Consider the following 22864-nt stretch of genomic DNA (forward strand, 5'->3'; position numbering starts at 1 on the left):
CTGCGGTGAATGACTCACGCCGACGGCGCGAGAATGACCAGGTGACGCTCGGCCGACAGCCCCGGCACGGTCAGGCGTTCAATGGCTTCGACTTTCCAGCCTGCGGGCAGGCGCTCGATTTCAGCGTCCGGGCGCACGCCCTTCATGGCGACCATGCGGCCGCCCGGCGCGAGCAGATGGCCAGCCAGAGTCACAAAATCAACCAACTCAGCAAACGCGCGCGATGTGATGACGCCATAGCCGGTGGCGTCGTCCAGCTTTTCCACGTGACCCCAGTGCGACTGGGCATTGGTCAGGCCAAGCTCGGCGCGACACTGCGTCAGGAAGGCGGTTTTCTTCTGCACGATGTCGACCATCGTGACACTGACATCCGGGTACGCGATCGCCAGTGGAATGCCCGGGAGGCCGCCACCGGAACCAACGTCCAGCACGCGCGGTGCGTCAGGCTGCGCACTGCGCGCCAACTCGGCAATGCGCGATACGGCCGAAAGCGAATCCAGCAGGTGATGCGTCAGCATGTCGCCCGTATCGCGGATCGCGGTCAGGTTATAGACGCGGTTCCATTTGGCGAGCAGCCCCTGGTACGCCAGCAGGCGATCGAGCTGCACTTCGTTCAGCGACAAGCCTAGCGCGCGCGCGCCCGCTTCCAGCTCCGATCGGGCCTCAGTCGGCACATTCGTCAGTGCATTCGGCATCAAGCGGCCTCGCCTTGCGCGTCGGTGCGGGGGCCGACTTGGCCGCGCAGCACGCCCTTCTTTAGGTGTACCAGCAACAGCGACACCGCTGCCGGCGTGATGCCGGAGATACGCGACGCCTGCCCGATGGTCTCGGGCTTGTGCTTGGCCAGCTTCTGCTGCACCTCGATCGACAGGCCGCGCACTTGCGCGTAATCAAAATCAGCCGGCAGGCGCGTGTTCTCGTTGGCACCTAGGCGCTCCACTTCATCGGCCTGGCGGGCGATGTAGCCGTGGTACTTGATGCCGATCTCAACCTGCTCGCGGATTTGCTCGGCCAGCAGCGGGTCTTCCGCCAGCGGCGCTTCGAGCGCGTACTTACCACCCTGCATGCCCATCAGCGATTCGTACGACACGTTCGGACGGCGCAGCAGATCGGCCAGCGCATATTCGCGCTCAATGCCCTTCCCCAGCACGGGCTCGGCGTCTTCCAGCGGGAGCGTGGCTGGGTTCACCCACGTCGATTTCAGACGCTCTGTTTCACGTGAAACAGCATCGCGCTTGCGGTTGAAGGCATCCCACCGGACGTCGTCAACTACGCCAAGCTGGCGGCCCACTTCGGTCAGGCGCATGTCGGCGTTGTCTTCGCGCAGGCTCAGGCGGAACTCTGCGCGGCTGGTGAACATGCGGTACGGCTCGGTCACGCCACGGGTGATGAGGTCGTCAACGAGCACGCCCAGATAGGCTTGGTCGCGGCGCGGCGCCCAGGCATCCTTGCCCTGCACTTGCAGACCGGCGTTGATGCCGGCGAGCAGCCCTTGGGCGGCGGCCTCTTCATAGCCGGTCGTCCCGTTGATCTGACCAGCGAAGAACAGCCCGGAAATCGCCTTGGATTCCAGCGAAGCCTTCAGCCCGCGCGGGTCAAAGTAGTCGTACTCAATGGCGTAGCCGGGGCGCAGGATGTGGGCATCCTCCAGACCGCGCATCGAGTGGATCAAGTCCAGCTGCACGTCAAACGGCAGGCTGGTCGACACGCCGTTCGGGTAGAACTCGTTGGTCGCCAAGCCTTCCGGCTCTAGGAAAATCTGGTGGCTATCCTTGCTGGCGAAGCGATGAATCTTGTCTTCGATGCTCGGGCAGTAGCGCGGCCCCACCCCTTCGATCACGCCTGTATACATGGGCGAGCGGTCGAGCCCGGCACGGATGATGTCGTGGGTGCGCTCGTTGGTGTGCGTGACCCAGCACGGCACCTGGCGCGGATGCATGTCCGCGCGGCCCATGAACGAAAACACCGGCACCGGATCCAGATCGCCCGGCTGCTCTTCCAGCACCGAGAAATTGATGGTCCGGCCGTCAATCCGAGGCGGCGTGCCGGTCTTCAGGCGCCCTTGCGGCAGCTTCAACTCTTTCAGACGTGCCGACAGCGACACCGCCGCCGGGTCACCCGCCCGGCCGCCGGTGTAGTTGTTCAGGCCCACGTGGATCTTGCCGTCGAGGAACGTCCCCGCCGTCAGTACCACGGCACGTGCACGGAACCGCACGCCCACCTGCGTCACCGCCCCGACCACGCGGTCACCCTCTACCAGCAGGTCTTCGACGGCCTGCTGGAACAGCATCAGGTTCGGCTGGTTTTCCAGGCGATGGCGGATGGCTGCCTTGTACAGCACACGGTCCGCCTGGGCGCGGGTCGCGCGGACAGCCGGGCCCTTGCTGGAATTGAGGATGCGGAACTGGATCCCGCCCTCGTCCGTCGCGATGGCCATGGCCCCGCCCAGCGCATCCACTTCCTTGACCAGATGGCCCTTGCCAATGCCCCCGATCGACGGGTTGCAGCTCATCTGCCCCAGCGTCTCGATGTTGTGCGTCAGCAGCAGGGTCTGACACCCCATCCGCGCCGCCGCCAAGGCAGCCTCGGTGCCGGCGTGTCCGCCACCCACCACGATCACATCGAATTCAATTGGATACAGCATGGCTTCCTCCTCGCATGGAGGCATCGGAAATTTGGAGAAGCGGAATTATAAGTCGCGCAGCTACACCGCAGTTCGACGATGCGGCAATCGAGACGAAATTCATCCGCATTTCGTGTTTCACGTGAAACATGCACCGCTTGTTCCGCACTGTTTGTGTTTCACGTGAAACACACCGGCGCGTGAAACCAGCAACGCCAAGACCGATGCACCGACGGTGTGGCCGGACCCTGCCCTAGGTGGCGCCTTGGATTTTTGTGAGCGGGCGGAACAAGGAGGGAGGCTGTCTGCGCATAGCGAGTGTGCCTCCCTCCTCGCCCGGTCACAGAAGTCCAAGGGGAGTCGCCATCTCGGGCGCGTCTTCTTTTGCTTACTTTTCTTGGCAAGACAAGAAAAGTCAGTCGGCCCCGGCAGGGGAGGAAACAGCAGCAAACCACCAACGCCAAAAACAAAACGCCGCACCCCAAGAGGCACGGCGTTCAGACAACGGCAGCTAAAGCGTCAGATCAATTCTGCAGCCTCCACTTCCCATCCTTGATTTCAACCATGACGCGAGACCGTTGGTCCAGCCCCAGGTGGTCCTTCGCATTCATGTTCATCACGCCGTGCGAGATCGCCAGATTGCTCGTCGACTCCATCGCATCCCGCAGCCCCTTGCGGAACGCCGGCGTACCCGGCTGCCCCTTCTTCAACGCCTCGGGCATCGCATGTGCAAACAGCAGACCTGCATCCCACATGTGGCCGCCGAAGGTGGAAACCTGCCCGCCATACGCCTTCTCATACGCCGTCTTGTAGGCCAGCGCCGGCTTCTTCACCGGGTTGCTGTCGGGCAACTGCTCGGCGACGAGGATCGGGCCCGCCGGCAGGAACGTCCCTTCGCAGTCCTTGCCGCACACGCGCAGGAAGTCGGCGTTCGCCACGCCGTGCGTCTGGTACAGCTTGCCCTTGTAGCCGCGTTCCTTGAGCGCGCGCTCGGGCAGCGCGGCCGGCGTACCCGAGCCTGCGATCAGCACCGCATCCGGATTGGCCGCCATGATCTTCAGCACCTGCCCCGTCACCGACGTGTCGGTACGCGCAAAGCGCTCGTTGGCGACGACCTTCAGCTTGCGCAGCGTCGCCACCTTGTCGAACTCCTGCGCCCACGAATCGCCGTAGGCATCGGCAAAGCCGATCAGCGCGACAGTCTTCACACCGTGGTTGGCCATGTGCTCGGCAATGGCGGTGGCCATGTGCGAGTCGTTCTGCGGCGTCTTGAAGACCCACGCGCGCTTGGCATCCATCGGCTCGATGATGCGTGCCGATGCGGCCAGCGTGATCATCGGTGTTTCGTTCTCGCCCACCACATCGACCATCGCCAGCGAGTTGGGCGTGACGGTCGAGCCGATCACCAGGTCGACCTTGTCTTCGGTGATGAGCTTGCGAGTGTTCTTGACGGCGGTGGTGGTGTCGGAAGCATCGTCGAGCACGATGTACTCGATCTTCTTGCCGGCGATTTCCTTGGGCAGCAGCGCCACGGTGTTCTTCTCGGGAATCCCCAGCGAAGCCGCCGGACCCGTGGCCGACACCGTGATGCCGACCTTGACCTGGGCGAATGCCGTGCCGGCGGACAGCGCCAAGAGCGCCGTCGCGGCGAGGGCCGCCTTTGCGATCGGGGTAGCGCGCGAAACCTTCATGCCGTCTCCTGAAGTGTGCGGGCAGGTTCTGCGCCCGCCCTGAATCTGGAAATTGACCGACCGCTGGGTCGGGGATGAAGGAGTCTAGAAGGAGTCACGCCACGCGGGCAAGGGGGAGATACCCCGAACCTTAACGTGTTCATGACCCATGCAGACTCAACCCACGCGATACACCCGTCCGCTCTGTACGCCCTCCACGCTGCGCCGGTAGGCCAACGCCGCGCGCGCTGCCGGCACGGGCTCGAAACCAGGGAAGAACGGGCCGTAGGCCTCCATCGATTCCGTCAGCACCGTCGGGCTCACGGCGTTGATGCGGATACCGCGCGGCAGCTCGCACGCGGCCGCCCGCACAAAGCCCTCCACTCCCGCGTTCACGGCGGTCGCGTTCGCGCCCTGCGCGATCGGCTCCTGGCCGACGATGCCGGTGGTGAGCGTGATCGAGCCGCCGTCGCTCAGATAGTGCTGCCCGACGAGCGCCAATCGCACCTGACTCAGCAGCTTGTCCTGCAGTCCGATGTTGAAGTCTGCCGCCGACATCTCGGTCAGCGGCCCGAAGAACAGGTTGCCGGCGGTGGAGACGATCGCGTCCACGCGCCCCAACTTGTCGAACAAGGCCGCCACGCTATCGGCGTTGGTGATGTCGACCTGGTGCTCGCCGCGCGTGCGGCCGACGCGGATGATCTCGTGCGCCCCGCCCTGCTCCAGTTCCGCCACCACAGCGCGGCCAAGCGTGCCGCTGGCACCAATCACGACGATCTTCATGCTGTACTCCTTCGCAAATCCAGTTGGAATGGCATCCATTCTTGGCCGAAACCTGAACACGATAAAGACGTGATAACTTCGACTATTCCTAATCATTGGTTCGGAATATGGACAAGCTGCGCAGCATGGAAACCTTTGTCGCCGTGGTGGAAGGCGGCAACTTCACCGAGGCGGCGGCGCGGCTTGAGATGTCGGCCGTGATGGTCGGCAAGTACGTGAACGCGCTGGAGACGCAACTGGGCGCCCGCCTGCTCCAGCGCAGCACGCGCCGCCAGAGCCTGACCGACGCCGGCCGCGTGTTCTACGAAGATGCCAAGCGCGTGCTGGAACAGGTGCGCTGGGCGGAGACGTCCGTGGAGCGACTGCGGGCATCGCCATCTGGCACGCTCAAGGTCAGCGCGCCGACCACCTTCGGCGCCTGCGTCATCGCCCCGCTCGCGGCGACGTTCCAGCGGGCGCATCCCCAGGTGCGCGTGGAACTGAACCTAAGCAACAGCATGGTTGACCTGGTCGACGAAGGGTTCGATCTCGCCATTCGCATCGGGCCGCTAGGCGATGCCGACTTGGTGGCCAAGCCGCTGTGCGTGTACCGCATGGTCATCTGCGCATCGCCGGATTACCTCGCGAGGCACGGGCGCCCGGAGACCCCGGCCGACCTGCCGCAGCATCGCTGTCTCTCGCACATGGTGTGGAACAGCCGCAATGCGTGGCAGCTGCGCGGGTGGGATGGCGACACACCCTGGCGCGACGACCCGGCGTTCACGTGCAACGACGGCCACGGCCTGCGCATGGCGGCGATTGCCGGGGCGGGCCTGCTGCTGCAGCCCGAAGTGCTCGTTGCCGAAGACTTGGCGAACGGGCGGCTCGTGCGTGTGCTGCAAGCCTATGCGCCCGAGGCTCGGCCGATTCATATCGTGTATCGGCAGGATCGGCGGCCGTTGCCGAAGCTCTCCGGTTTTGTCGCGCATTTGCTCGAGCACGTCGGCGCGCACGTACCCACATCAGCGGCAAAATAGCGCCCATGCAGCCCGAAGACCTCCAACGCCTCGTCACCACGCAAATGCCCTTCGGCAAGTACAAGGGCCGACTCATCGCCGACCTGCCGGGTCACTACCTGAACTGGTTTGCGCGCGAGGGCTTTCCGCCGGGTCAGATCGGCCGCCTGCTGGCGTTGATGCAGGAGCTGGACCACAACGGCCTCAAGGGCCTGCTCGACCCGCTGCGCCAGCATCGCTAGCCGCGCGATCGCTCAGTCGTCGTTGATGTAACGCAGCAGCCCCGCCGCCAGCGCATCGAACACGACGCGGCAGCGCGGGCTGTCGCGCAGGTCTTCGTGCATGGCGAGCCAAGTGTCGAGCGTGATCGACACTTGATCGGCAAACAGCCGGACCAGATCGGGGTTGTGCCGCACCAGGCCGACCTGGCAAAAGCCGACCCCAAAGCCCGCGCGCAGCGCGGCAATCGCGGCAAGATCGCTGTCGGTGCGCAGCGCGAAGCGGTTGCGTTGAATCCACGGCAACCGCGCGCGCATGCTGCGAAGGAAAGCGTTCTCCTTGTCGTAGCCGATCAGCGTGTGGCCTGCGAGATCTTCCACGGTGGCCGGCACGCCGCGCTGCGCGAGATAACGCCGGTGCGCAAAGATGCCCAGTTCGATGCCGCCCAGGTGCCGCGCGACGAGCACGCCCTGGCTCGGCGGCTGCATGCGTACGGCGATGTCGGCCTCGCGGCGCAGCAGGTCTTCCAGGCGATTGGAGGGCACCAGTTCGAGCGTCAGCTCCGGATAGGCGGCGTGCAGGTCGGCGAGGATGGGCGGCAGCACCTCCACCGCCACCACCTCGCTGGCGGTGATGCGCACCGTGCCGCGCACGCCCTCGCCCTGGCTGGAGGCAGCGCGCAGCAAGGCCGCGCTCGTGGCTTCCAGTGATTCCGCGAACGGCCGCAGCGAGAGCGCCGCCTCGGTCGGGCTCAACCCCTGCTGCGTGCGGATGAACAGCGACATGCCCAGCGCCCGTTCCAGCGCATCGACATGGCGCCCAGCCGTCGGCTGTGTCAGCCCCAGCGCGCGCGCCGCGCCCGACAGCGAACCCTCTCGCACCACGGCGAGAAACGTCCGATACAACTCCCAGCCCGGCTCCGTCTTATTCATACAAATTCGTATAGCTGCACGCTCATCATCAACAATTCCATTGAAGCACAGGCGCGCCCAGAATGCCTCCATCGCAACGCTCACTCACCTCGGAGCACGGTCATGGAACAGGCAAAACGCATTGCATTGGTACTGGGCGCCACCGGCGGCATCGGCGGCGAAGTGGCACGGCGTCTGGTGGCGCGCGGCTGGCATGTGCGGGCGCTGCAGCGCAACCCCGATGCACTCACCGGCCGCAACACCGCTTTCGAATGGATTCGCGGCGATGCGATGGTGCGCGAAGACGTGGTCAACGCGGCGCAAGGCGCGGCGCTGATCGTCCACGCCGTCAACCCGCCGGGCTACAAGAACTGGGCCGGCCAGGTCCTGCCGATGATCGACAACACCATCGCCGCCGCCCGCGCTTCGGATGCGCGCATTGTGCTGCCGGGCACGGTGTACAACTTTGCGCCGGAGACGTTCCCGGTGCTGCGTGAAAGCACCGCGCAACAGCCGCTCACGCGCAAGGGCAAGATCCGTGTGGAGCTGGAGCGCCGCATGCAGGCCGCCAGCGCGGATGGCGTGCGCAGCCTGATCGTGCGCGCGGGCGATTTCTTTGGGCCGCAGACCACCAACACCTGGTTTGCCGGCGCGCTGATCAAACCGGGCAAGCCCGTGGGCACCCTCACCTACCCTGGCGCGCGTGGCATCGGCCACCAATGGGCCTATCTGCCGGACGTGGCCGAGACGATGCTGCGCCTGGTCGAGCAAGGCGATCGCTTGCCCGACTTCGCCGTCTATCACATGCGTGGCCACTGGGACGCGGACGGCACGCAGATGGCCACATCGATCGGCCGCGCCGTAGGCCACCCGGTCAAGACGCGCGCGTTCCCGTGGTGGGTGTTGCCAGCGCTGGCGCCGTTCTCGGAGATGCTGCGGGAGATGCGCGAGATGCGTTACCTGTGGCAACACCCGGTGCGCATGGACAACGCCAAGCTCGTGCAAGCGCTCGGCGCTGAGCCGCACACGCCGTGGGACGAAGCCGTCGGCGCCACGCTGCGCAGCCTACGCTGCCTGTGACGTTGCTTTTGCCACGCGTGCGGCCGCCGCCAGGAAATGCGCAAGACCGGGCGTCGAATGACCTTCCGCCTTGGCGAGGTCATCCCAGCGGCGCAGCTGCAACGCGTCGGCCGCGTAAGGGCGCTGCATGAACGCCTCGGCCTCTTCCGCCGAGAACACGCCACCCTGCAGCGCCAGGCTGCGCACGGAATCCGGCGACAGCCGCGCGTAGTAATGCGGGTCGATCGCGCAGAGGCAGCGCTTGGCATCCACATGCAGGCGAATGGGTTCGAGCACCGCATCGGGAAACGTCGCGCGCAGGAATGGCAACACGAAATACTGATGCTGATCGTCGATGCCGTGCGCGCTCGGTGTATCGCCCTGCAGGTTGAGCAGGTGGCCGAGGTCATGCAGCAGCGCCGCGGTAACGAGCGCATCCGACGCGCCGGCCTCTTCTGCCAGCGCCGCCGTCTGCAACGCGTGTTCGAGTTGCGAGACGGGCTCGCCGGTGTAGGCGATATCGCCGTGGCGGTCGAACAGCGTGCGGATATCGTCGAGACTCAGGGCCATGATTGCGCGCGAGAAAGCGGGGCCCTCCAGAATAGCCGACGCGTGCGGCAGCGCGGTGACAGCGCGCCGCGCATTAGCCCGCGTGATCGGTGCGATTAGAAAGTTTGGTTGGGAATGCGCACGTGCCGCCCTTATCTTCAGGGTCTCCCACACATCGGAGCGCATCATGCTCGCAGGTCAATCCGTACACGTGGCGCACGCGCTGGAACAGGTGACGGAGTATTGGTCGCCACGCGTCGTCGGCCAGGTCAACGATCAGTACATCAAGGTCGCCAAGCTCAAGGGCGAGTTCGTCTGGCACGACCATCCGAATGAGGACGAGCTGTTCTTCGTGGTCTACGGCCGCCTGAAGATCGCCTTCGAAGACCGCGCCGACGTGCACCTCGGCCCGGGCGAATTCTGCGTGGTGCCACGCGGCGTGCGGCACTTTCCTGTCGCCGATGAAGAGTGCGGAATCATGCTGATCGAGACCGTCACCACGCAGCACACGGGCGATGTCGTCACCGAGCGCACCGTGACGCTCGATACCCAGCTCAACGGATGAAGGCGTCGTACGCCGTCTTCAAGATCAGCGCCAGCACCACCACGATGAACACCTTGCGCACGAAGCGGCTGCCGTGCCGCAGCGCAAGGTGGCTGCCGACCTGATTGCCAGCCACGTTGGCCACCGCCATCACCACGCCGAGCTGCCACCACACATGGCCCTTGGCGGCCAGCAGCAGCAAGGCCGCCACGTTGGTCGCCAGGTTGACGATCTTGGTGGACGCCGAGGCGTGCAGGAAGTCGTAACCAAACACGCGCACGAACACGATCATCAGAAAGCTGCCGGTGCCCGGGCCGAATACGCCGTCGTAGAAACCGATGGCGGCCCCGGCCAGCAGCGCCGCCGCACGCTCGCGCCAGCCCTTGAGGCTGGGGGCGTGGTCCGCACCGAGGTTCTTCTTGGCCACCGTATAGATCAGCAGCAGCGCGAGCACGAACGGCAGTGCGCGGCGCAACGGTTCGGCCGGGATATGCATAAGCGCCCACGCGCCCAGCAGCGAACAGGCAAACGCCGTGACCACCGCCGGCGCCGTCGCGCCCCAGTAGATGCGCACCGTGCGGCCGTAGCGCACGGCGGCTGTGGCCGTGCCCGACATCGATGCGACCTTGTTGGTACCGATCAGCGTGGCCGGCGCGATGTTCGGGTACGCGGAGAACAGCGCGGGAATCTGCACCAGGCCGCCGCCACCGGCCACGGCATCGATCAGGCCGGCCAGAAAGCCGGCCACGGCGAGCAAAGCGAATTCCATCAGGGAAACAAAAACAGACAGGGATCAGAAACGACTAGCCCAGCGACTTGGGCGACGGCGGTGCACTGCGGCGCCAGCAACCGGAGTTGTCCACAGTGAAGCCAAGCGCTGCGGCTTCGTCTGCGGCAAGGGCGGTGGGCGGCAGCAGGACGTGGAGTATGCCATGTGCGCGAGCGTACTCATTGACGGCCGCCAAGGCGGTCAGGGTGACGCTCGGCGTGGCCGCGCCGCCCGATAGCACCATGACGCCAACGGGCAGCCACGCCACCAGCCCGCCCAACATCAGGTGCGGCATCAGCGTGATGGGCGCCACACCGACCAGCGCCCCGCCCGCCTCAATGAGAAAACACGGATGCACGCTGGGCTGGGCTAGCACCGTATCGACGGCATGCGCCCGTTGCAGCGGCGCGGCAATCGACGCGGCCGCCGCGATGGCGGTCAGCAAACGCGGCCGGTCATCCGGCGTGGCAAGACGGGTTGACAGGATCATGGGCGGCTCTGGACGAAGGCGCCATTGTCATGCAGCGCCCGCATAGGCGTCGACACCGAATGCATTTCTCTTGTGGATCGATGGCGACGAGACTGTGGACATGTGGATAACCTGCCAGACGGAGCCCGACCATGGCCGACCCGACCCGCGCCCTCACCCTGCAACTGCTGCAGTCGCTGGCCGAGCGGCCCAGGCCTTATTCCGAAGTGCTGGAAACCTGGCGGACGTCGTGTCCGCGCTTGTCGATCTGGGAGGACGCGTGCATCGATGGGCTGGTGGACTGTGCCCCGGAAACGCATCTGGTGACGGTCAGCGCCCGGGGCCGGGCACTGCTGGCGGCGAATGCCGTCGACTGAGCGCACAAACTGAACGCACAAAACTAAAAGGCCCTGCCGGGGATCGCCCGGCAGGGCCTTTATTCTATTTTGCATCTCCACCGTACATGCGGTGTGTGCTGTCGTCTCCTCGCTCCCGCCTCATTTATCTCGTGCGAAAACCGTAACGAGACTGTAAAAGATGCACCGCAATGCAGCAACTAGAGCAAACCCTTACGGTGCCGTAAGCACCAAATCGGTACAAAGCTCACCCTTTCGGAGGGATCTCGGAGGCATCACCGGCCATTGTGACCTTAACGCCGCAGCCAGGGCACCCGGGCCGCGATCTCGCCCATGATGCCGCGGCGGAAGGTTAGCACGCAGATCACGAAGATCGCGCCCGTCACCGTCGTCACCGATTCACCGAGGACATTGAAGCCGTCGATGCCCGTGGCGCCCGCCAGGAAGGTGCCGATGTCACCAAGCTTGTTTTCCAGCGCAATCACCAGCGCCGCGCCCAACAGCGGGCCCGACAGAATGCCCAGGCCCCCCACCAGCGTCATCAGGATCACCGAGCCGGACATTGACCAGTGCACGTCCGTCAGCGTCTCGAAACCCAGCACCAGCGTCTTGAGCGAGCCGGCCAAGCCAGTCAGCGCGGCCGACAGCACGAAGGCCAGCAGCTTGAAGCGGTCGGTGTCGTAACCGAGGGACGTGGCGCGCGGCTCGTTCTCCTTGATGGCCTTGAGAATCTGCCCGAATGGCGAGTGGATCGTGCGCACAATCAGCAGGAAGGCCACCACCACGATCGCCAGCACCACGTAGTACAGCGTCAGGTCACTCGACAGATCGAGCACGCCAAACAGCTTGCCGCGCGGCACGCCTTGCAGGCCGTCTTCCCCGCCGGTGAAGGGCGCCTGCAGGCAGAAGAAGTACAGCATCTGCGCCAGCGCCAGCGTGATCATCGCGAAGTAGATGCCCTGGCGGCGGATGGCCAGCAGGCCGACGACCAGGCCGATGAACGCCCCGGCGGCCGTGCCGGCCAGCAGGCCCAGCTCCGGCGTGACATGCAGGTCGCGCATCATGTAGCCGGCCACGTAGCCCGCGCCGCCGAAGAACGCCGCATGCCCGAACGACAGCAGCCCGGTATAGCCCAGCAGCAGGTTGAAGGCCGAAGCAAACAGCGCAAAGCACAGCAGCTTGGCGACAAATACCGGATACGCGCCCACCAGCGGCGCGGCAATCAATGCGACCAGCAGCAGGCCGTACAGGACGTATTTGATTGAAGAGGAAGAGGTGTTTTGCATAGCGCTGCTTATTTCTCTTTACCGAACAGGCCGGCCGGACGCACCAGCAGCACCAGCACCATGATCACGAACACCACTGTGGATGACGCCTGTGGATAAAACACCTTGGTCAGCCCCTCAATGACGCCCAGGCCCAACCCGGTGACAATCGAACCCAGGATCGACCCCATGCCGCCGATCACCACCACCGCAAACACGGTGATGATCATGCTCTGCCCCATCAGCGGCGAGATCTGGATGACCGGCGCCGCCAGCACACCCGCAAACGCCGCCAGCGCCACGCCAAAGCCGTAGGTGAGCGTGACCATCAACGGCACGTTCACGCCAAACGCTTCGACCAGCTTCGGGTTTTCGGTGCCAGCGCGCAGATACGCGCCCAGCTTCGTCTTCTCGATCATGAACCACGTGGCAAAGCACACCGCCAGCGACGCCACCACGACCCACGCGCGATAGTTGGGCAGCATCATGAAGCCGAGGTCAGTCGCGCCCTGCAGCAGTACGGGCGTGGTGTACGGCAGGCCCGACACACCGTAAATGGCACGGAACACGCCCTCAATGACGAGCGTCACGCCCAGCGTGAGCAGCAGACCGTACAGGTGGTCGAGCTTGTAGATGAAGCGCAGCAGCGTGCGCTCGATCACCATGCCCAGCACGCCGATCACCAGCGGTGAGAGCACCAGCATCGCCCAGTACGGCACGCCCAGGTACGAGAAGCCCATCCACGTGAGCACCGCGCCCAGCATGAACAGCGCACCGTGCGCGAAATTGATGACGTTGAGCAGCCCGAAGATGACCGCAAGGCCCAGGCTCAACATCGCATAGAAGGAACCGTTGACCAGGCCCAGCAGCAACTGGCTGAGCATGGCCGGTAGCGGAACGCCGAAGATTTCCATCGCGGTCAGAAAGAGAACACCACACCGACAACATTGACGGCGCCGCCGCCCACGCGGGCAGCAGCGCCGGTGCTTACCTGCTTATTTCTTCATCAGCGAGCACTTCGACTCAGCCGGCGTGGTGAACGCCTGCTCGCCCGGAATCGTCGCCACGACCTTCAGGTAATCCCACGGCTTCTTCGATTCGGCCGGGGTCTTCACCTGCAGCAGGTACATGTCGTGGATGGCACGGCCGTCCTGGCGGATAGTGCCCTTGGTGTAGAAGTCGTCGATCTTCGTCTTCTTGAGTTGGGCGATCACCTTGTCCGGGTCATCCGTGCCGGCGGCGGCCACCGCCTTGATGTAGTTCGACACGGCCGAGTAGTCGGCGGCCTGCAAGCTGCTCGGCATCTTCTTCATCTTGCCGAAGTAGCGGTTGGCGAACTTGCGCGTGGCGTCGTTCATGTCCCAGTACCAGCTGTCGGTCATCAGCAGGCCTTCGGCCGTTTGCAGGCCCAGGCTGTGCACATCGTTGATGAACATCAGCAGGCCGGCGATCTTCATCGACTTGGTAATGCCGAATTCCTTGGCCGCCTTGATCGAGTTGATCGTGTCGCCACCCGCATTGGCCAGGCCCAAGATCTGCGCCTTGGACGATTGCGCCTGCAGCAGGTACGACGAGAAGTCCGATGCCGACAGCGGATGCTTGACCGAACCCACCACCGTGCCGCCATTGGCCTTGACCACGGCAGCGGTGTCGTTCTCCAGCGAGTGACCGAAGGCGTAGTCGGCGGTCAGGAAGAACCACGACTTGCCGCCCTGCTTGACCACCGCGCTGCCGGTGCCCTTGGCCAGCGCCACCGTGTCATATGCATAGTGGATCGTGTACGGCGTGCACTCTTCGTTGGTCAGACGTGCCGTGCCGGCACCGATGTCGATGAACACGCGCTTCTTCTCGGCAGCCACCTTGGCCATTGCCAGACCGGTGGCGGAGTTCGTGCCGCCCAGCAGCATGTCCAGGCCTTGCTGGTCCATCCACTCGCGCGCCTTGGAGGCCGCGATGTCGGCCTTGTTCTGGTGATCGGCCGTGACCAGCTCGATCGGCTTGCCGAGCACCTTGCCGCCCGCATCCTCGATTGCCATCTTCACGGCCTCGACGCCACCCTGCCCGTCGATGTCGGCGTACAGGCCGGACAGATCGGTGATGTAGCCGATCTTCACCTTGTCGCCGCTTACCTGGGCGTGCGCGCCGAATGCGACTGCGCCCAGCCCCACCGCCATCAATGCACCTGCCAGCTTCTTGAGTGTCATGGTCTTGTCTCCTGTGTCGTGCGCGCCGCGGATCGCGCTGGCGCATGGGTCTTGCAAATCGATGGGGAAATCGTCTTAAACGCCGAGCAGTTCGTGCAGCACCGGCATCTTGTCCTGCAACTGCGCCGCCTCGAAACGCTCGACGATGCGGCCGTGTTCCATCACATAGAAGCGGTCGGCCAGTGGCGCGGCAAAGCGGAAGTTCTGCTCCACCATCACCACCGTATAGCCGCGCTTCTTGAGCATCAGGATCATGCGGGCCAGCGCCTGCACGATCACCGGAGCCAAGCCTTCGGAAATTTCATCCAACAGCAGCAGGTTCGCACCCGTGCGCAAGATGCGTCCGACCGCCAGCATCTGCTGCTCGCCGCCTGAGAGGCGCGTGCCCTGGCTCTGGCGGCGCTCCTTCAGGTTGGGGAACATCTCGTAGATCTCGTCGATGCTCATGCCGACATTGCCCGACTTGGCCACCTGCCCTTTCAGCACCGGCGGCAGCATCAGGTTCTCTTCGCACGACAGGCTGGAAAAAATGCCGCGCTCTTCCGGGCAGTAGCCGATGCCACAGTGGGCGATCTTGTGCGTGGGCAGGTCGATGGTCTCCACGCCTTGGCCGCTGGCGTCATGTACGACGATCGAGCCCTTGCGCGAGCCCACCAGGCCCATGATGGCGCGCAGCGTGGTGGTGCGGCCTGCGCCATTGCGGCCGAGCAGCGTGACGACCTCGCCGCGGTTCACGGTCAGGTCGACACCATGCAGGATGTGCGATTCACCGTACCAGGCGTGCAAGTCCTTGATCTGGAGCGCGGGCGTGCTCATGCAGTGTTCTCGTGTGTTCGGGTCAAGCGTTCGGTGATGCAGCAAACGGCTACATCGCTGGCCGGTCTGCGCCGGCCGACTGCTTCAATGGCCTTGATGGACTCAGTGGCCTTCCAGCGCCGCATCGGCGGTGCCCATATAGGCTTCCATCACCTGCGGGTTCTTCGACACTTCCTCGTACGGGCCTTCCGCCAGAATCTGGCCGCGCTGCAGCACCGTGATCTTGTCGGCGATGGACGAGACCACGTTCATGTTGTGTTCGACCATCAGGATCGTGCGGCCCTCGGCCACGCGCTTGATCAGCTCCGTCACGCGGTCTACATCTTCGTGGCCCATGCCCTGCGTGGGCTCGTCGAGCAGCATCAGCTCGGGCTCCATCGCCAGCGTGGTGGCAATTTCCAGCGCGCGCTTGCGGCCGTAGGGCAGCTCCACCGTCACGGTGTGCGCAAACTGCGTCAGGCCCACCTGTTCGAGCAGCGCCATCGCGCGGTCATTCAAGACATTGAGCGATTGCTCGCTTTGCCAGAACGCGTATGCCGACCCAAGTTGGCGCTGCAGTCCAACGCGAACGTTTTCCATCACGGTCAGATGCGGAAACACGGCGGAGATCTGGAACGAGCGGATTACGCCGCGGCGTGCGATCTGCGCCGGTTTTTCCGACGTGATATCGAGGCCGTTGAACAGGATCGTGCCGCGCGTGGGCACCAGGAATTTGGTCAGCAGGTTGAAGCAGGTCGTCTTGCCGGCACCGTTCGGGCCGATGAGCGCGTGGATCGACCCGCGCTGCACACGCAGGTTGACGTCGGACACGGCGGTAAAGCCCTTGAAGGCCTTGGTCAGTCCGCGCGTTTCGAGAATGATGTCCTGCGCCATGATTCCCTCTGGTCTCCCGCCCTTTTTATGGTGCGGATGATTGTCAACGGCTGTTGCGTCGCAAAACATCGGGGTTTTTACCGAGACGATTACACCCTGCTTACGCGCCGGAAACCCGCGCCAGCACTGGTTTTCCAGCTCCCCGGAGGGGGTTACGTAGAGTTACGTATGGGGGTGATGCGGATTGCGTATCGATATGACACGGGCGGTGTGTCAGGCCCGTGTCGTTGGCACTCAAACCACGGCGGCCTCACCCCGCACCCGCACCTTGCGGGCCGCCCGAATCATCTCGCTCGCCTTCTCCGCAATCATGATCGTCGGCGAGTTGGTGTTGCCCGACGTAATGGTCGGCATGACGGAAGCATCGACCACACGCAAGCCCTCGATGCCGCGCACACGCAGTTGCGCGTCGACCACCGCGTTTGCGTCATCCGCACGCCCCATGCGGCAGGTGCCAACCGGGTGGAAGATGGTCGTGCCGATTTCGCCGGCTGCGCGAGCCAGGTCCTCGTCAGTCTGGAAGGCCACGCCGGGCAGATATTCTTCCGGCTTGTATTTGGCCAACGCAGGTTGCGCGACGATGCGGCGCGTGAGGCGCAGTGAATCGGCCGCAACCTTGCGGTCTTCCTCTGTGGACAAGTAGTTCGGCGCGATCGTCGGCGCGGCAAACGGATCGGCCGACGTGACGTGCACCGTGCCGCGCGAGGTCGGCCGCAGGTTGCACACGCTCGCGGTGAACGCATTGAACGCGTGCAACGGATCACCAAACTTGTCGAGCGACAGCGGCTGCACGTGGTATTCCACATCCGGCCGCGCCACTTGCGGATTCGAGCGCGCGAACACGCCAAGCTGCGACGGCGCCATGCTCATCGGCCCGCTCTGGTTGAACGCGTACTGCATGCCGATCAGCGCCTTGCCCCACCAGTTCGACGCACGCGTGTTGAGCGTCGGCACGCCATGCACCTTGACCACGCTGCGCAGTTGCAGGTGGTCCTGCAGGTTCTCGCCCACGCCCGGCAGCGCCTGGCGCACGGCAATGCCCAGCGCCTGCAGCCGTTCCGGCTGGCCGATGCCCGCCAGCTCCAGCAACTGCGGCGAGTTGATCGCGCCCGCCGACAGAATCACCTCCTCACGCGCGGCCACCGTGTGGTCGTGACCGCCTCCGCGATACGTCACGCCCGTGCAGCGCTTGCCGTCAAACGTCAGCGCACGCACCTGCGCCCCGGTGATGATGGTCAGGTTCGGCCGTTGCGATGCCGGGCGCAGAAAACCCTTGGCGGTGTTCCAACGGATACCGCGTTTCTGGTTGACCTCGAAGTAGCCGACACCGAAGTTATCCCCACGGTTGAAATCGCTCGTGCGCGGAATGCCGGCCTGCACGGCCGCTTCAATGAAGGTTTCGAGTACCTGCCAGTGCAGGCGCTGCGGCTCGACGCGCCATTCGCCATCCGCGCCATGCCATGCGCTGGCGCCGCCGTGGTGGTTCTCGCTGGCCTTGAACAGCGGCAACACGGCATCCCACTTCCACGAGTCATCACCGGTAATGGCGGCCCAGCCGTCGTAGTCTTCGCGCTGGCCGCGCATGTAAATCATGCCGTTGATCGACGAGCAGCCGCCCAGCACGCGCCCGCGCGGGTAGCCGAGCGAACGGCCGTTCAGCCCAGGTTCTTCACGCGTGCGGTAGAGCCAGTCGGTGCGCGGGTTGCCAATGCAGTACAGATAGCCGACGGGGATGTGGATCCAGTGGTAGTCGTCCTTGCCGCCGGCCTCCAGCAGCAGCACGGAGACGTCCGGGTCTTGCGTCAGGCGGTTGGCCAGGACGCAGCCTGCGGAGCCTGCGCCGATGATGATGTAGTCGTAGGTGTCCATGTCTCCGTGCTTCTTTGCCTTGGTGTTATTGGTTTTTGTTCTTGTGATCCAACCCATTCACTGCACATCAAATCCGCGAGGAAAGCCACTCCCGCATCTTCCCGAACACCTCGGTTCGCAATGGTTCGGCTTCGTTGAAGATCTCGTGATAGCCGCTGTCGAACCAGGCCAGCGTGCGCAGATCTTCGGGAGCGTTCGCGTAGAAATCCCGGCTGCCGGAGGGGTCCACTATCGAATCCGCCCCGCCCGCCATCAGCAGCATCGGCGCTTCCAGGCGCGGTGCATCCTGCTGTGCCTGCGTGATTGCATTGAGCATGAATTCGAGCAGCGAAGCACTGATCGTGCCCTGCACCAGCGGGTCGGCGCGATAGGCCGGGGCCACCGTCGGATCATGCGAGAGCTTGGAGGGGTCCACCGGATTGGGCACCGCCAGCTTGGGCGCCAGCGCCGACAGAATGCCGCGCACGATCCCCGTGCCTGGGGGCAGCTTGACGCGCAGCGCGGGCGATGACAGCAGCACGCCGCGCACCGGCCGGATGCGCGCGGTCGTAAAGCGCGCAACGATCAGCCCGCCCATGCTGTGCCCCAGTACGAACGGCATCTCGTGCCATTCGGCGACAGCCGCATCGACGATTTCTGCAAGGTCCGTGAGGTAGTTGTCCGGCGCGTCGAGCGCCATGCGCGGGCCGCCGCTCCTGCCGTGGCCGCGCAAATCAAAAGCCCGCACACGCAGGCCGAGATCGGTCAGCACCTTGGCGACATGGGGATACCGCCCGCTGTGCTCTGCCATGCCGTGAACGAGGATGACTGTCCCGCGCGGCTCGCCCGCTTGCGTGTCGGGCAACCAGGTGCGGACCAGCAGTTCAGTGCCGTCCTTCATGCGCTGGCGTGTTTCCAGCGCGGGATGGGCGGTGGCCTGAGCGGGGGCTTGCGTCATCGGCGTCTCCTCCTTGGGTTGCCAGATTGTGGCATAGACGTCCTACGGCGCAATGGAGGGTTGCATCAGTGGCAGCAGGCGTCCTTGCCATCGCTCTCGCCTGCTACGCCTGCGAGGATGGGGCAATCGGGCCGGTCATCGCCGTGGCACGCGTTGGCGAGCGTCATGAGCGTGTCGCGCATGCTTTGCAACTCGCCGATGCGCGCGTCGAGGTCGGCCACGTGGCGCAGGGTGATGGCCTTCACGTCGGCGCTGGCACGCTCGCGGTCATTCCACAGCGAGAGCAGTGTGCGGATCTCTTCCAGCGCGAACCCGAGCGAGCGCGACCGGTGAATGAAGCGCAGCACGTGCACTGCGCGCGCGTCGTACATGCGGTAGTTGCCCTCGGTGCGCGGGCTCGGCGGAAGCAGGCCGATGCTCTCGTAATAGCGGATCATCTTGGCCGACACGCCGCTGGCACGGGCGGCCTCGCCGATATTGACCGGGCCTTGGTTTACGTTGAGATCGCGTCGCGTCATGCCTTATCTCCGGTAGCGTGCCAGCGGCGCAGCATCAGCGCGTTGGTGACAACGCTCACGCTGGAGAACGCCATCGCGGCGCCGGCGAAGGTGGGGCTGAGCAAGCCGAAGGCCGCCAGCGGAATGCCCACCACGTTGTAAATGAACGCCCAGAACAGGTTCTGCCGGATCTTGGCGACGGTGCGGCGCGAGAGGTCGAGCGCGTCGCTCACCAGACGCGGCTCGCCACGCATGAGCGTGATGCCCGCGGCCTGCATCGCGACATCGGTGCCGGTGGCCATGGCGATGCCGACATCGGCCGCTGCCAACGCAGGCGCATCGTTGATGCCGTCGCCCACCATCGCGACCACATGACCACTCTGCTGCCAGGCCGTCACGCGTGCGGCCTTGTCTTGCGGCAGCACCTGCGCAGCCACTTCGTCAATGCCGAGCGCATCGGCCACGCTGCGTGCGGCTCCGGCGTTGTCGCCCGTCACGAGTGCAGTGCGCACGCCCCGGGCCTGCAGCGCAGCGACGGCGTCCCTGGCGCCCGGCTTGAGCGCATCCCCGAAGGCAATCAGGCCGCGCAACTGCACACCGCCTTCACTGCGCTGCGCGAGCCACGAGACCGTGTTGCCCTGCGCTTCCAACGCGTCGGCACGCAGCTGCAAAGCGCTGCGATCGACGCCCAGTTCGTCCATCCAGCGCGCGTTGCCGAGCTGCAGCGATGCGCCATTCACAATGCCGCGCGTGCCGCGTCCGGCCAGCACTTCCGGCGATTGCGCAGGGGTGATCGCGTAACCCTGCGCAATCGCGTACTCACGCGTGGCTTGCGCCAGCGGGTGCGTGTTCTCGGCTTGCAGCGCGACGAGTTGATGGAGCACCGCGCTGGCATCGATGCCCGGCGCTGCCTCCACCGCCGTGACGCGCGGTTGGCCAACGGTGAGCGTGCCGGTCTTGTCGAAGACGACGAAGTCCACCTGCTGCGCACGCTCCAGTGCGCGCGCATCGGCAATCAGAATGCCGCGCCGCGCGCCCGCACCGGTGCCCGCCATGATGGCCGACGGCGTGGCCAACCCCAGCGCGCAGGGGCAGGCGATCACCAGCACCGCCACCGCGTTGACGATGGCTGCCTCCCATCCGGCCCCGGCGATAGCCCAACCGCCCAGCGTCAGCAACGCCGCTACCAGCACGGCCGGCACGAAGATCGCACTGACGCGATCGACGAGTTGCTGGATCGGTGGCTTGGCGGCCTGTGCGTCTTCCACCAGGCGGATGATGCGCGAGAGCATCGTGTCTGCGCCGATGGCCGTGGTGCGCACCAGCAGCACGCCGTCGGTGGCGATGGCGCCGGCGGTCACGCGATCGCCTTCGTGCTTGGGCACAGGCAGGCTTTCGCCCGTCAACATCGATTCATCGACATGGCTGGCACCTTCCAGCACCACGGCGTCCACGGGGATGCGCTCACCCGCGCGCACCGACACCACATCGCCCACCCGCACCTTGGCGACAGGCGTGTCGCGCAGCGTGCCGTCCGCACCGCGCACGCGCGCGGTATCGGGGCGCAACGCCTGCAGCGCGCGGATGGCCTGCGCCGTCTGCCGCTTGGCGCGCACTTCCAGCCACTTGCCCAGGCGCACCAGCGTAATGACCACGGCGGCGCTCTCGAAGTAGAGATGCGGCTCATGGTGCATCCCGTCTGCACCCGCGCGCCACCACAGCCACAGCGACAAACCATACGCGGCCGACGTGCCCAGCGCGACCAGCAAGTCCATATTGCCGGCACCCGCACGCACCGCCTTCCATCCTGCCTTGTAGAAACGCGCGCCGACTACGAACTGCACCGGCGTTGCCAGCAGCCACTGCACCCAGGCGGGCAGCATCCAGCCGCTGCCGAACCAGCCGGCGATCATCGGCAACACCAGCGGCACCGACAGCGCGGCGGCAATCCACACCGGGCCGGCGCCCTCCCAGAAATCGGGTTCGGCAGCACCAGGCGTGGCAGTTTCGTCGGACGCAATGTGCGCCTCGTAGCCGGCGCCCGACACAGCGGCGACCAGCGCATCCGCCGCAGCCGCACCCTGTACACGGGCACGTTCGGTGGCAAGGTTCACGCTTGCATCCGTCACGCCAGGCACGGCGCGCAGGGCACGTTCGACCCGGCCCGCGCAGGCGGCGCAGGTCATCCCACTGATATCGAGGTCGGTTGAGGCAACCTCAGTCATGTCGACGACGGGGCTGGCGGCAGTCATGAAAGCGTCCGATCTGAGGAAGATGGCATCACCCTAGACCTTCCCATCTTGGCAAGGTCAAGCGCCCATTTTACGCTTGCGCTTCCCACGATGGGAGGGTTCATACTGGCAACACGTATCCCCCCCCTTCTTTTCTGGAGCCAACCATGACGACGTTTTCCGTTGAAGGCATGAGCTGCGGCCATTGTGTTTCGGCCGTCACCCGCGCGGTGCAGCAAGTCGATGCCGGCGCCCAAGTGCAGGTCGATCTTGATAAACAGACCGTGGCCGTCACCGGCGCCGCCAGCACCGATGCCGTGAAGGCCGCCATCGAGCAGGCCGGTTACCCGGTCAAATCCGTCGCTTGACGGGTCATAGGTAACAAAAAAGGCGTGCCGCAGTGGCACGCCTTTTTGTTTGCGCCGCAGCCGCTCAGAAGCGGTAGCCGACGTTCAGGAAGGTCACGACCGGGTTGATCTTGATCTTCGCTTCGCTCACGACGTGGACGCCCGTGGCCGTCTTGGTGTCGATCGTCGCCGTCGTCTTGAGCGGCAGATACGACACCGACAGACCGACGAACCAGTCCTTGGTGACGGCGTAGGTCGCGCCCACGTTCAGCACCGGGTTGAGCGAGCTGTCGGCCGACACGCTGCTCGTGCTGCCCGGGCCGCCCAGCTTGGTCTGGAACGCGCTGCTGGTGATCTTCTCGTCGGAGAACCACGTGTAGTTCAGGCCCGCGCCCACATACGGACGGAACTTGCTATCCGCATCCAGGAAGTACCACTTGGCCACGATCGCCGGGCTCCACTGCTTGACGGAGCCGATTTCACCATAGCTCGAGAGCGAGCCCGCACCTTCGACCTTGTGGCGCGGCGGGATGCCGCCCACCAGTTCCACGGCAACGTTGTCGGTGAAGAAATGCGTGAAGGCAAGGCCAACGGTATCGGCATCCTTGACCTTGGCGCCAGTGCCCGACTGCGATTGGTTGACAGGCATGCCGCCGATGCTCTTGACCAACAGCGGGTCGCTCGAGCTGTTCGGCATCACGCGGAACCAGCCCAGGCTGACGATGTTGCTGCCGGCAGCTTGTGCGTGCGCGGCGGTGGCGAGGATCATCCCGGCGGCGGCCGCCAGTGCTTTCTTATAGGCCATCTCTGTATGTGCTCCAGTGTCTGACGCATCCGAGGCAAACACGGCGGGTGCGTTTGCCGGTGCGTTCTCAGTC

At 65.0% G+C, this 22864-nt stretch carries 24 protein-coding genes; 6 read left to right on the forward strand and 18 right to left on the reverse strand.

The genetic code is table 11. The annotated features are described in order from the left end of the window. Nucleotides 1-14: 14 nt before the first annotated feature. From rsmG to NG900_RS21735, 4 genes are all read right to left on the reverse strand, one after another. Complete coding sequence (rsmG, locus tag NG900_RS21720; RefSeq protein ID WP_252683601.1) at nt 15-695, reverse strand: 16S rRNA (guanine(527)-N(7))-methyltransferase RsmG; 681 nt, start codon at nt 693-695, stop codon at nt 15-17. Then, nucleotides 695-2644 carry a tRNA uridine-5-carboxymethylaminomethyl(34) synthesis enzyme MnmG gene (gene mnmG, locus NG900_RS21725; RefSeq protein ID WP_252683604.1) on the reverse strand — a complete coding sequence of 650 codons (1950 nt, stop codon included), beginning with the start codon at nt 2642-2644 and terminating at the stop codon, nt 695-697. Before mnmG ends, rsmG begins: the two co-directional genes overlap by 1 nt. A gap of 503 nt (nt 2645-3147) precedes the next feature. Further along, on the reverse strand, nt 3148-4314 hold the full coding sequence (locus NG900_RS21730) for an ABC transporter substrate-binding protein (protein WP_252683606.1): 1167 nt from the start codon (nt 4312-4314) through the stop codon (nt 3148-3150). 156 nt (nt 4315-4470) lie between these two features. Further along, nucleotides 4471-5076 carry a short chain dehydrogenase gene (locus NG900_RS21735; protein WP_252683608.1) on the reverse strand — a complete coding sequence of 202 codons (606 nt, stop codon included), beginning with the start codon at nt 5074-5076 and terminating at the stop codon, nt 4471-4473. Between the two features lie 107 nt (nt 5077-5183). Here NG900_RS21735 and crgA point away from each other — a divergent pair, with 107 nt between their 5' ends. Further along, the gene (crgA, locus tag NG900_RS21740) at nt 5184-6092 is read left to right on the forward strand and encodes a LysR family transcriptional regulator CrgA (RefSeq protein WP_252683610.1); all 909 of its coding nucleotides are present in this window, start codon (nt 5184-5186) and stop codon (nt 6090-6092) included. 5 nt (nt 6093-6097) lie between these two features. Beyond that, the gene (locus NG900_RS21745) at nt 6098-6313 is read left to right on the forward strand and encodes a DUF3820 family protein (protein WP_252683613.1); all 216 of its coding nucleotides are present in this window, start codon (nt 6098-6100) and stop codon (nt 6311-6313) included. Between the two features lie 12 nt (nt 6314-6325). Here NG900_RS21745 and NG900_RS21750 read toward each other — a convergent pair whose 3' ends face one another. Further along, nucleotides 6326-7222, reverse strand: a complete 897-nt coding sequence (locus NG900_RS21750) for a LysR family transcriptional regulator (RefSeq protein WP_252683615.1) — start codon at nt 7220-7222, stop codon at nt 6326-6328. Nucleotides 7223-7324: 102 nt separating this feature from the next. Between NG900_RS21750 and NG900_RS21755 the strand changes: the two genes are divergently transcribed. After that, nucleotides 7325-8281, forward strand: coding sequence for an SDR family oxidoreductase (locus NG900_RS21755; protein WP_252683617.1), 957 nt, complete (start codon nt 7325-7327; stop codon nt 8279-8281). Here NG900_RS21755 and NG900_RS21760 read toward each other — a convergent pair. Next, a complete protein-coding gene (locus NG900_RS21760) occupies nt 8267-8830 on the reverse strand; it encodes a phosphonate degradation HD-domain oxygenase (RefSeq protein WP_252683618.1) in 564 nt (187 codons plus the stop codon). The genes NG900_RS21755 and NG900_RS21760 overlap by 15 nt on opposite strands. Before the next feature lie 166 nt (nt 8831-8996). Between NG900_RS21760 and NG900_RS21765 the strand changes: the two genes are divergently transcribed. Then, nucleotides 8997-9374: a cupin domain-containing protein gene (locus tag NG900_RS21765; RefSeq protein ID WP_252683620.1), complete on the forward strand. Its 378-nt coding sequence runs from the start codon at nt 8997-8999 to the stop codon at nt 9372-9374. Here the strand turns inward: NG900_RS21765 and NG900_RS21770 are convergent. Beyond that, nucleotides 9364-10122, reverse strand: coding sequence for a sulfite exporter TauE/SafE family protein (locus NG900_RS21770; RefSeq protein WP_252683622.1), 759 nt, complete (start codon nt 10120-10122; stop codon nt 9364-9366). The genes NG900_RS21765 and NG900_RS21770 overlap by 11 nt on opposite strands. 34 nt (nt 10123-10156) lie before the next feature. Beyond that, on the reverse strand, nt 10157-10612 hold the full coding sequence (locus tag NG900_RS21775; RefSeq protein WP_252683624.1) for a hypothetical protein: 456 nt from the start codon (nt 10610-10612) through the stop codon (nt 10157-10159). A gap of 131 nt (nt 10613-10743) precedes the next feature. On the opposite strand from NG900_RS21775, the gene NG900_RS21780 reads away from it, so the two are divergent. After that, entirely contained in the window at nt 10744-10968 is a 225-nt protein-coding gene (locus NG900_RS21780) for a hypothetical protein (RefSeq protein WP_252683625.1), read from the forward strand. 272 nt (nt 10969-11240) lie between these two features. On the opposite strand, the gene NG900_RS21785 is transcribed toward NG900_RS21780, so the two are convergent. The 9 genes from NG900_RS21785 to NG900_RS21825 all read right to left on the reverse strand — a co-directional run bounded on the left by NG900_RS21785 (nt 11241) and on the right by NG900_RS21825 (nt 21660). Then, complete coding sequence (locus tag NG900_RS21785) at nt 11241-12233, reverse strand: branched-chain amino acid ABC transporter permease (RefSeq protein WP_252683628.1); 993 nt, start codon at nt 12231-12233, stop codon at nt 11241-11243. Between the two features lie 8 nt (nt 12234-12241). After that, complete coding sequence (locus NG900_RS21790) at nt 12242-13126, reverse strand: branched-chain amino acid ABC transporter permease (RefSeq protein WP_252683630.1); 885 nt, start codon at nt 13124-13126, stop codon at nt 12242-12244. A gap of 81 nt (nt 13127-13207) precedes the next feature. After that, complete coding sequence (locus tag NG900_RS21795) at nt 13208-14416, reverse strand: ABC transporter substrate-binding protein (protein WP_252683632.1); 1209 nt, start codon at nt 14414-14416, stop codon at nt 13208-13210. A gap of 75 nt (nt 14417-14491) precedes the next feature. Beyond that, on the reverse strand, nt 14492-15232 hold the full coding sequence (locus NG900_RS21800) for an ABC transporter ATP-binding protein (RefSeq protein WP_252683634.1): 741 nt from the start codon (nt 15230-15232) through the stop codon (nt 14492-14494). 102 nt (nt 15233-15334) lie between these two features. Beyond that, a complete protein-coding gene (locus NG900_RS21805) occupies nt 15335-16105 on the reverse strand; it encodes an ABC transporter ATP-binding protein (RefSeq protein ID WP_252683636.1) in 771 nt (256 codons plus the stop codon). Nucleotides 16106-16339: 234 nt separating this feature from the next. Next, nucleotides 16340-17974 carry a GMC family oxidoreductase gene (locus tag NG900_RS21810; protein ID WP_252683638.1) on the reverse strand — a complete coding sequence of 545 codons (1635 nt, stop codon included), beginning with the start codon at nt 17972-17974 and terminating at the stop codon, nt 16340-16342. Between the two features lie 67 nt (nt 17975-18041). Continuing rightward, entirely contained in the window at nt 18042-18911 is an 870-nt protein-coding gene (locus NG900_RS21815; protein WP_252683640.1) for an alpha/beta hydrolase, read from the reverse strand. A gap of 65 nt (nt 18912-18976) precedes the next feature. Further along, entirely contained in the window at nt 18977-19429 is a 453-nt protein-coding gene (gene cueR / locus NG900_RS21820; protein WP_252683642.1) for a Cu(I)-responsive transcriptional regulator, read from the reverse strand. Then, the gene (locus NG900_RS21825) at nt 19426-21660 is read right to left on the reverse strand and encodes a heavy metal translocating P-type ATPase (RefSeq protein ID WP_252683644.1); all 2235 of its coding nucleotides are present in this window, start codon (nt 21658-21660) and stop codon (nt 19426-19428) included. The genes cueR and NG900_RS21825 overlap by 4 nt, the downstream gene beginning before the upstream one ends. 146 nt (nt 21661-21806) lie before the next feature. Here NG900_RS21825 and NG900_RS21830 point away from each other — a divergent pair, with 146 nt between their 5' ends. Further along, entirely contained in the window at nt 21807-22007 is a 201-nt protein-coding gene (locus NG900_RS21830) for a heavy-metal-associated domain-containing protein (protein WP_252683646.1), read from the forward strand. Between the two features lie 64 nt (nt 22008-22071). On the opposite strand, the gene NG900_RS21835 is transcribed toward NG900_RS21830, so the two are convergent. After that, the gene (locus NG900_RS21835; protein WP_252683648.1) at nt 22072-22791 is read right to left on the reverse strand and encodes an OmpW/AlkL family protein; all 720 of its coding nucleotides are present in this window, start codon (nt 22789-22791) and stop codon (nt 22072-22074) included. Nucleotides 22792-22864 lie beyond the last annotated feature (73 nt).

The organism is Ralstonia soli, from assembly GCF_023955655.1.
In the GTDB taxonomy this organism is placed as follows: Bacteria; Pseudomonadota; Gammaproteobacteria; order Burkholderiales; family Burkholderiaceae; genus Ralstonia; species Ralstonia soli.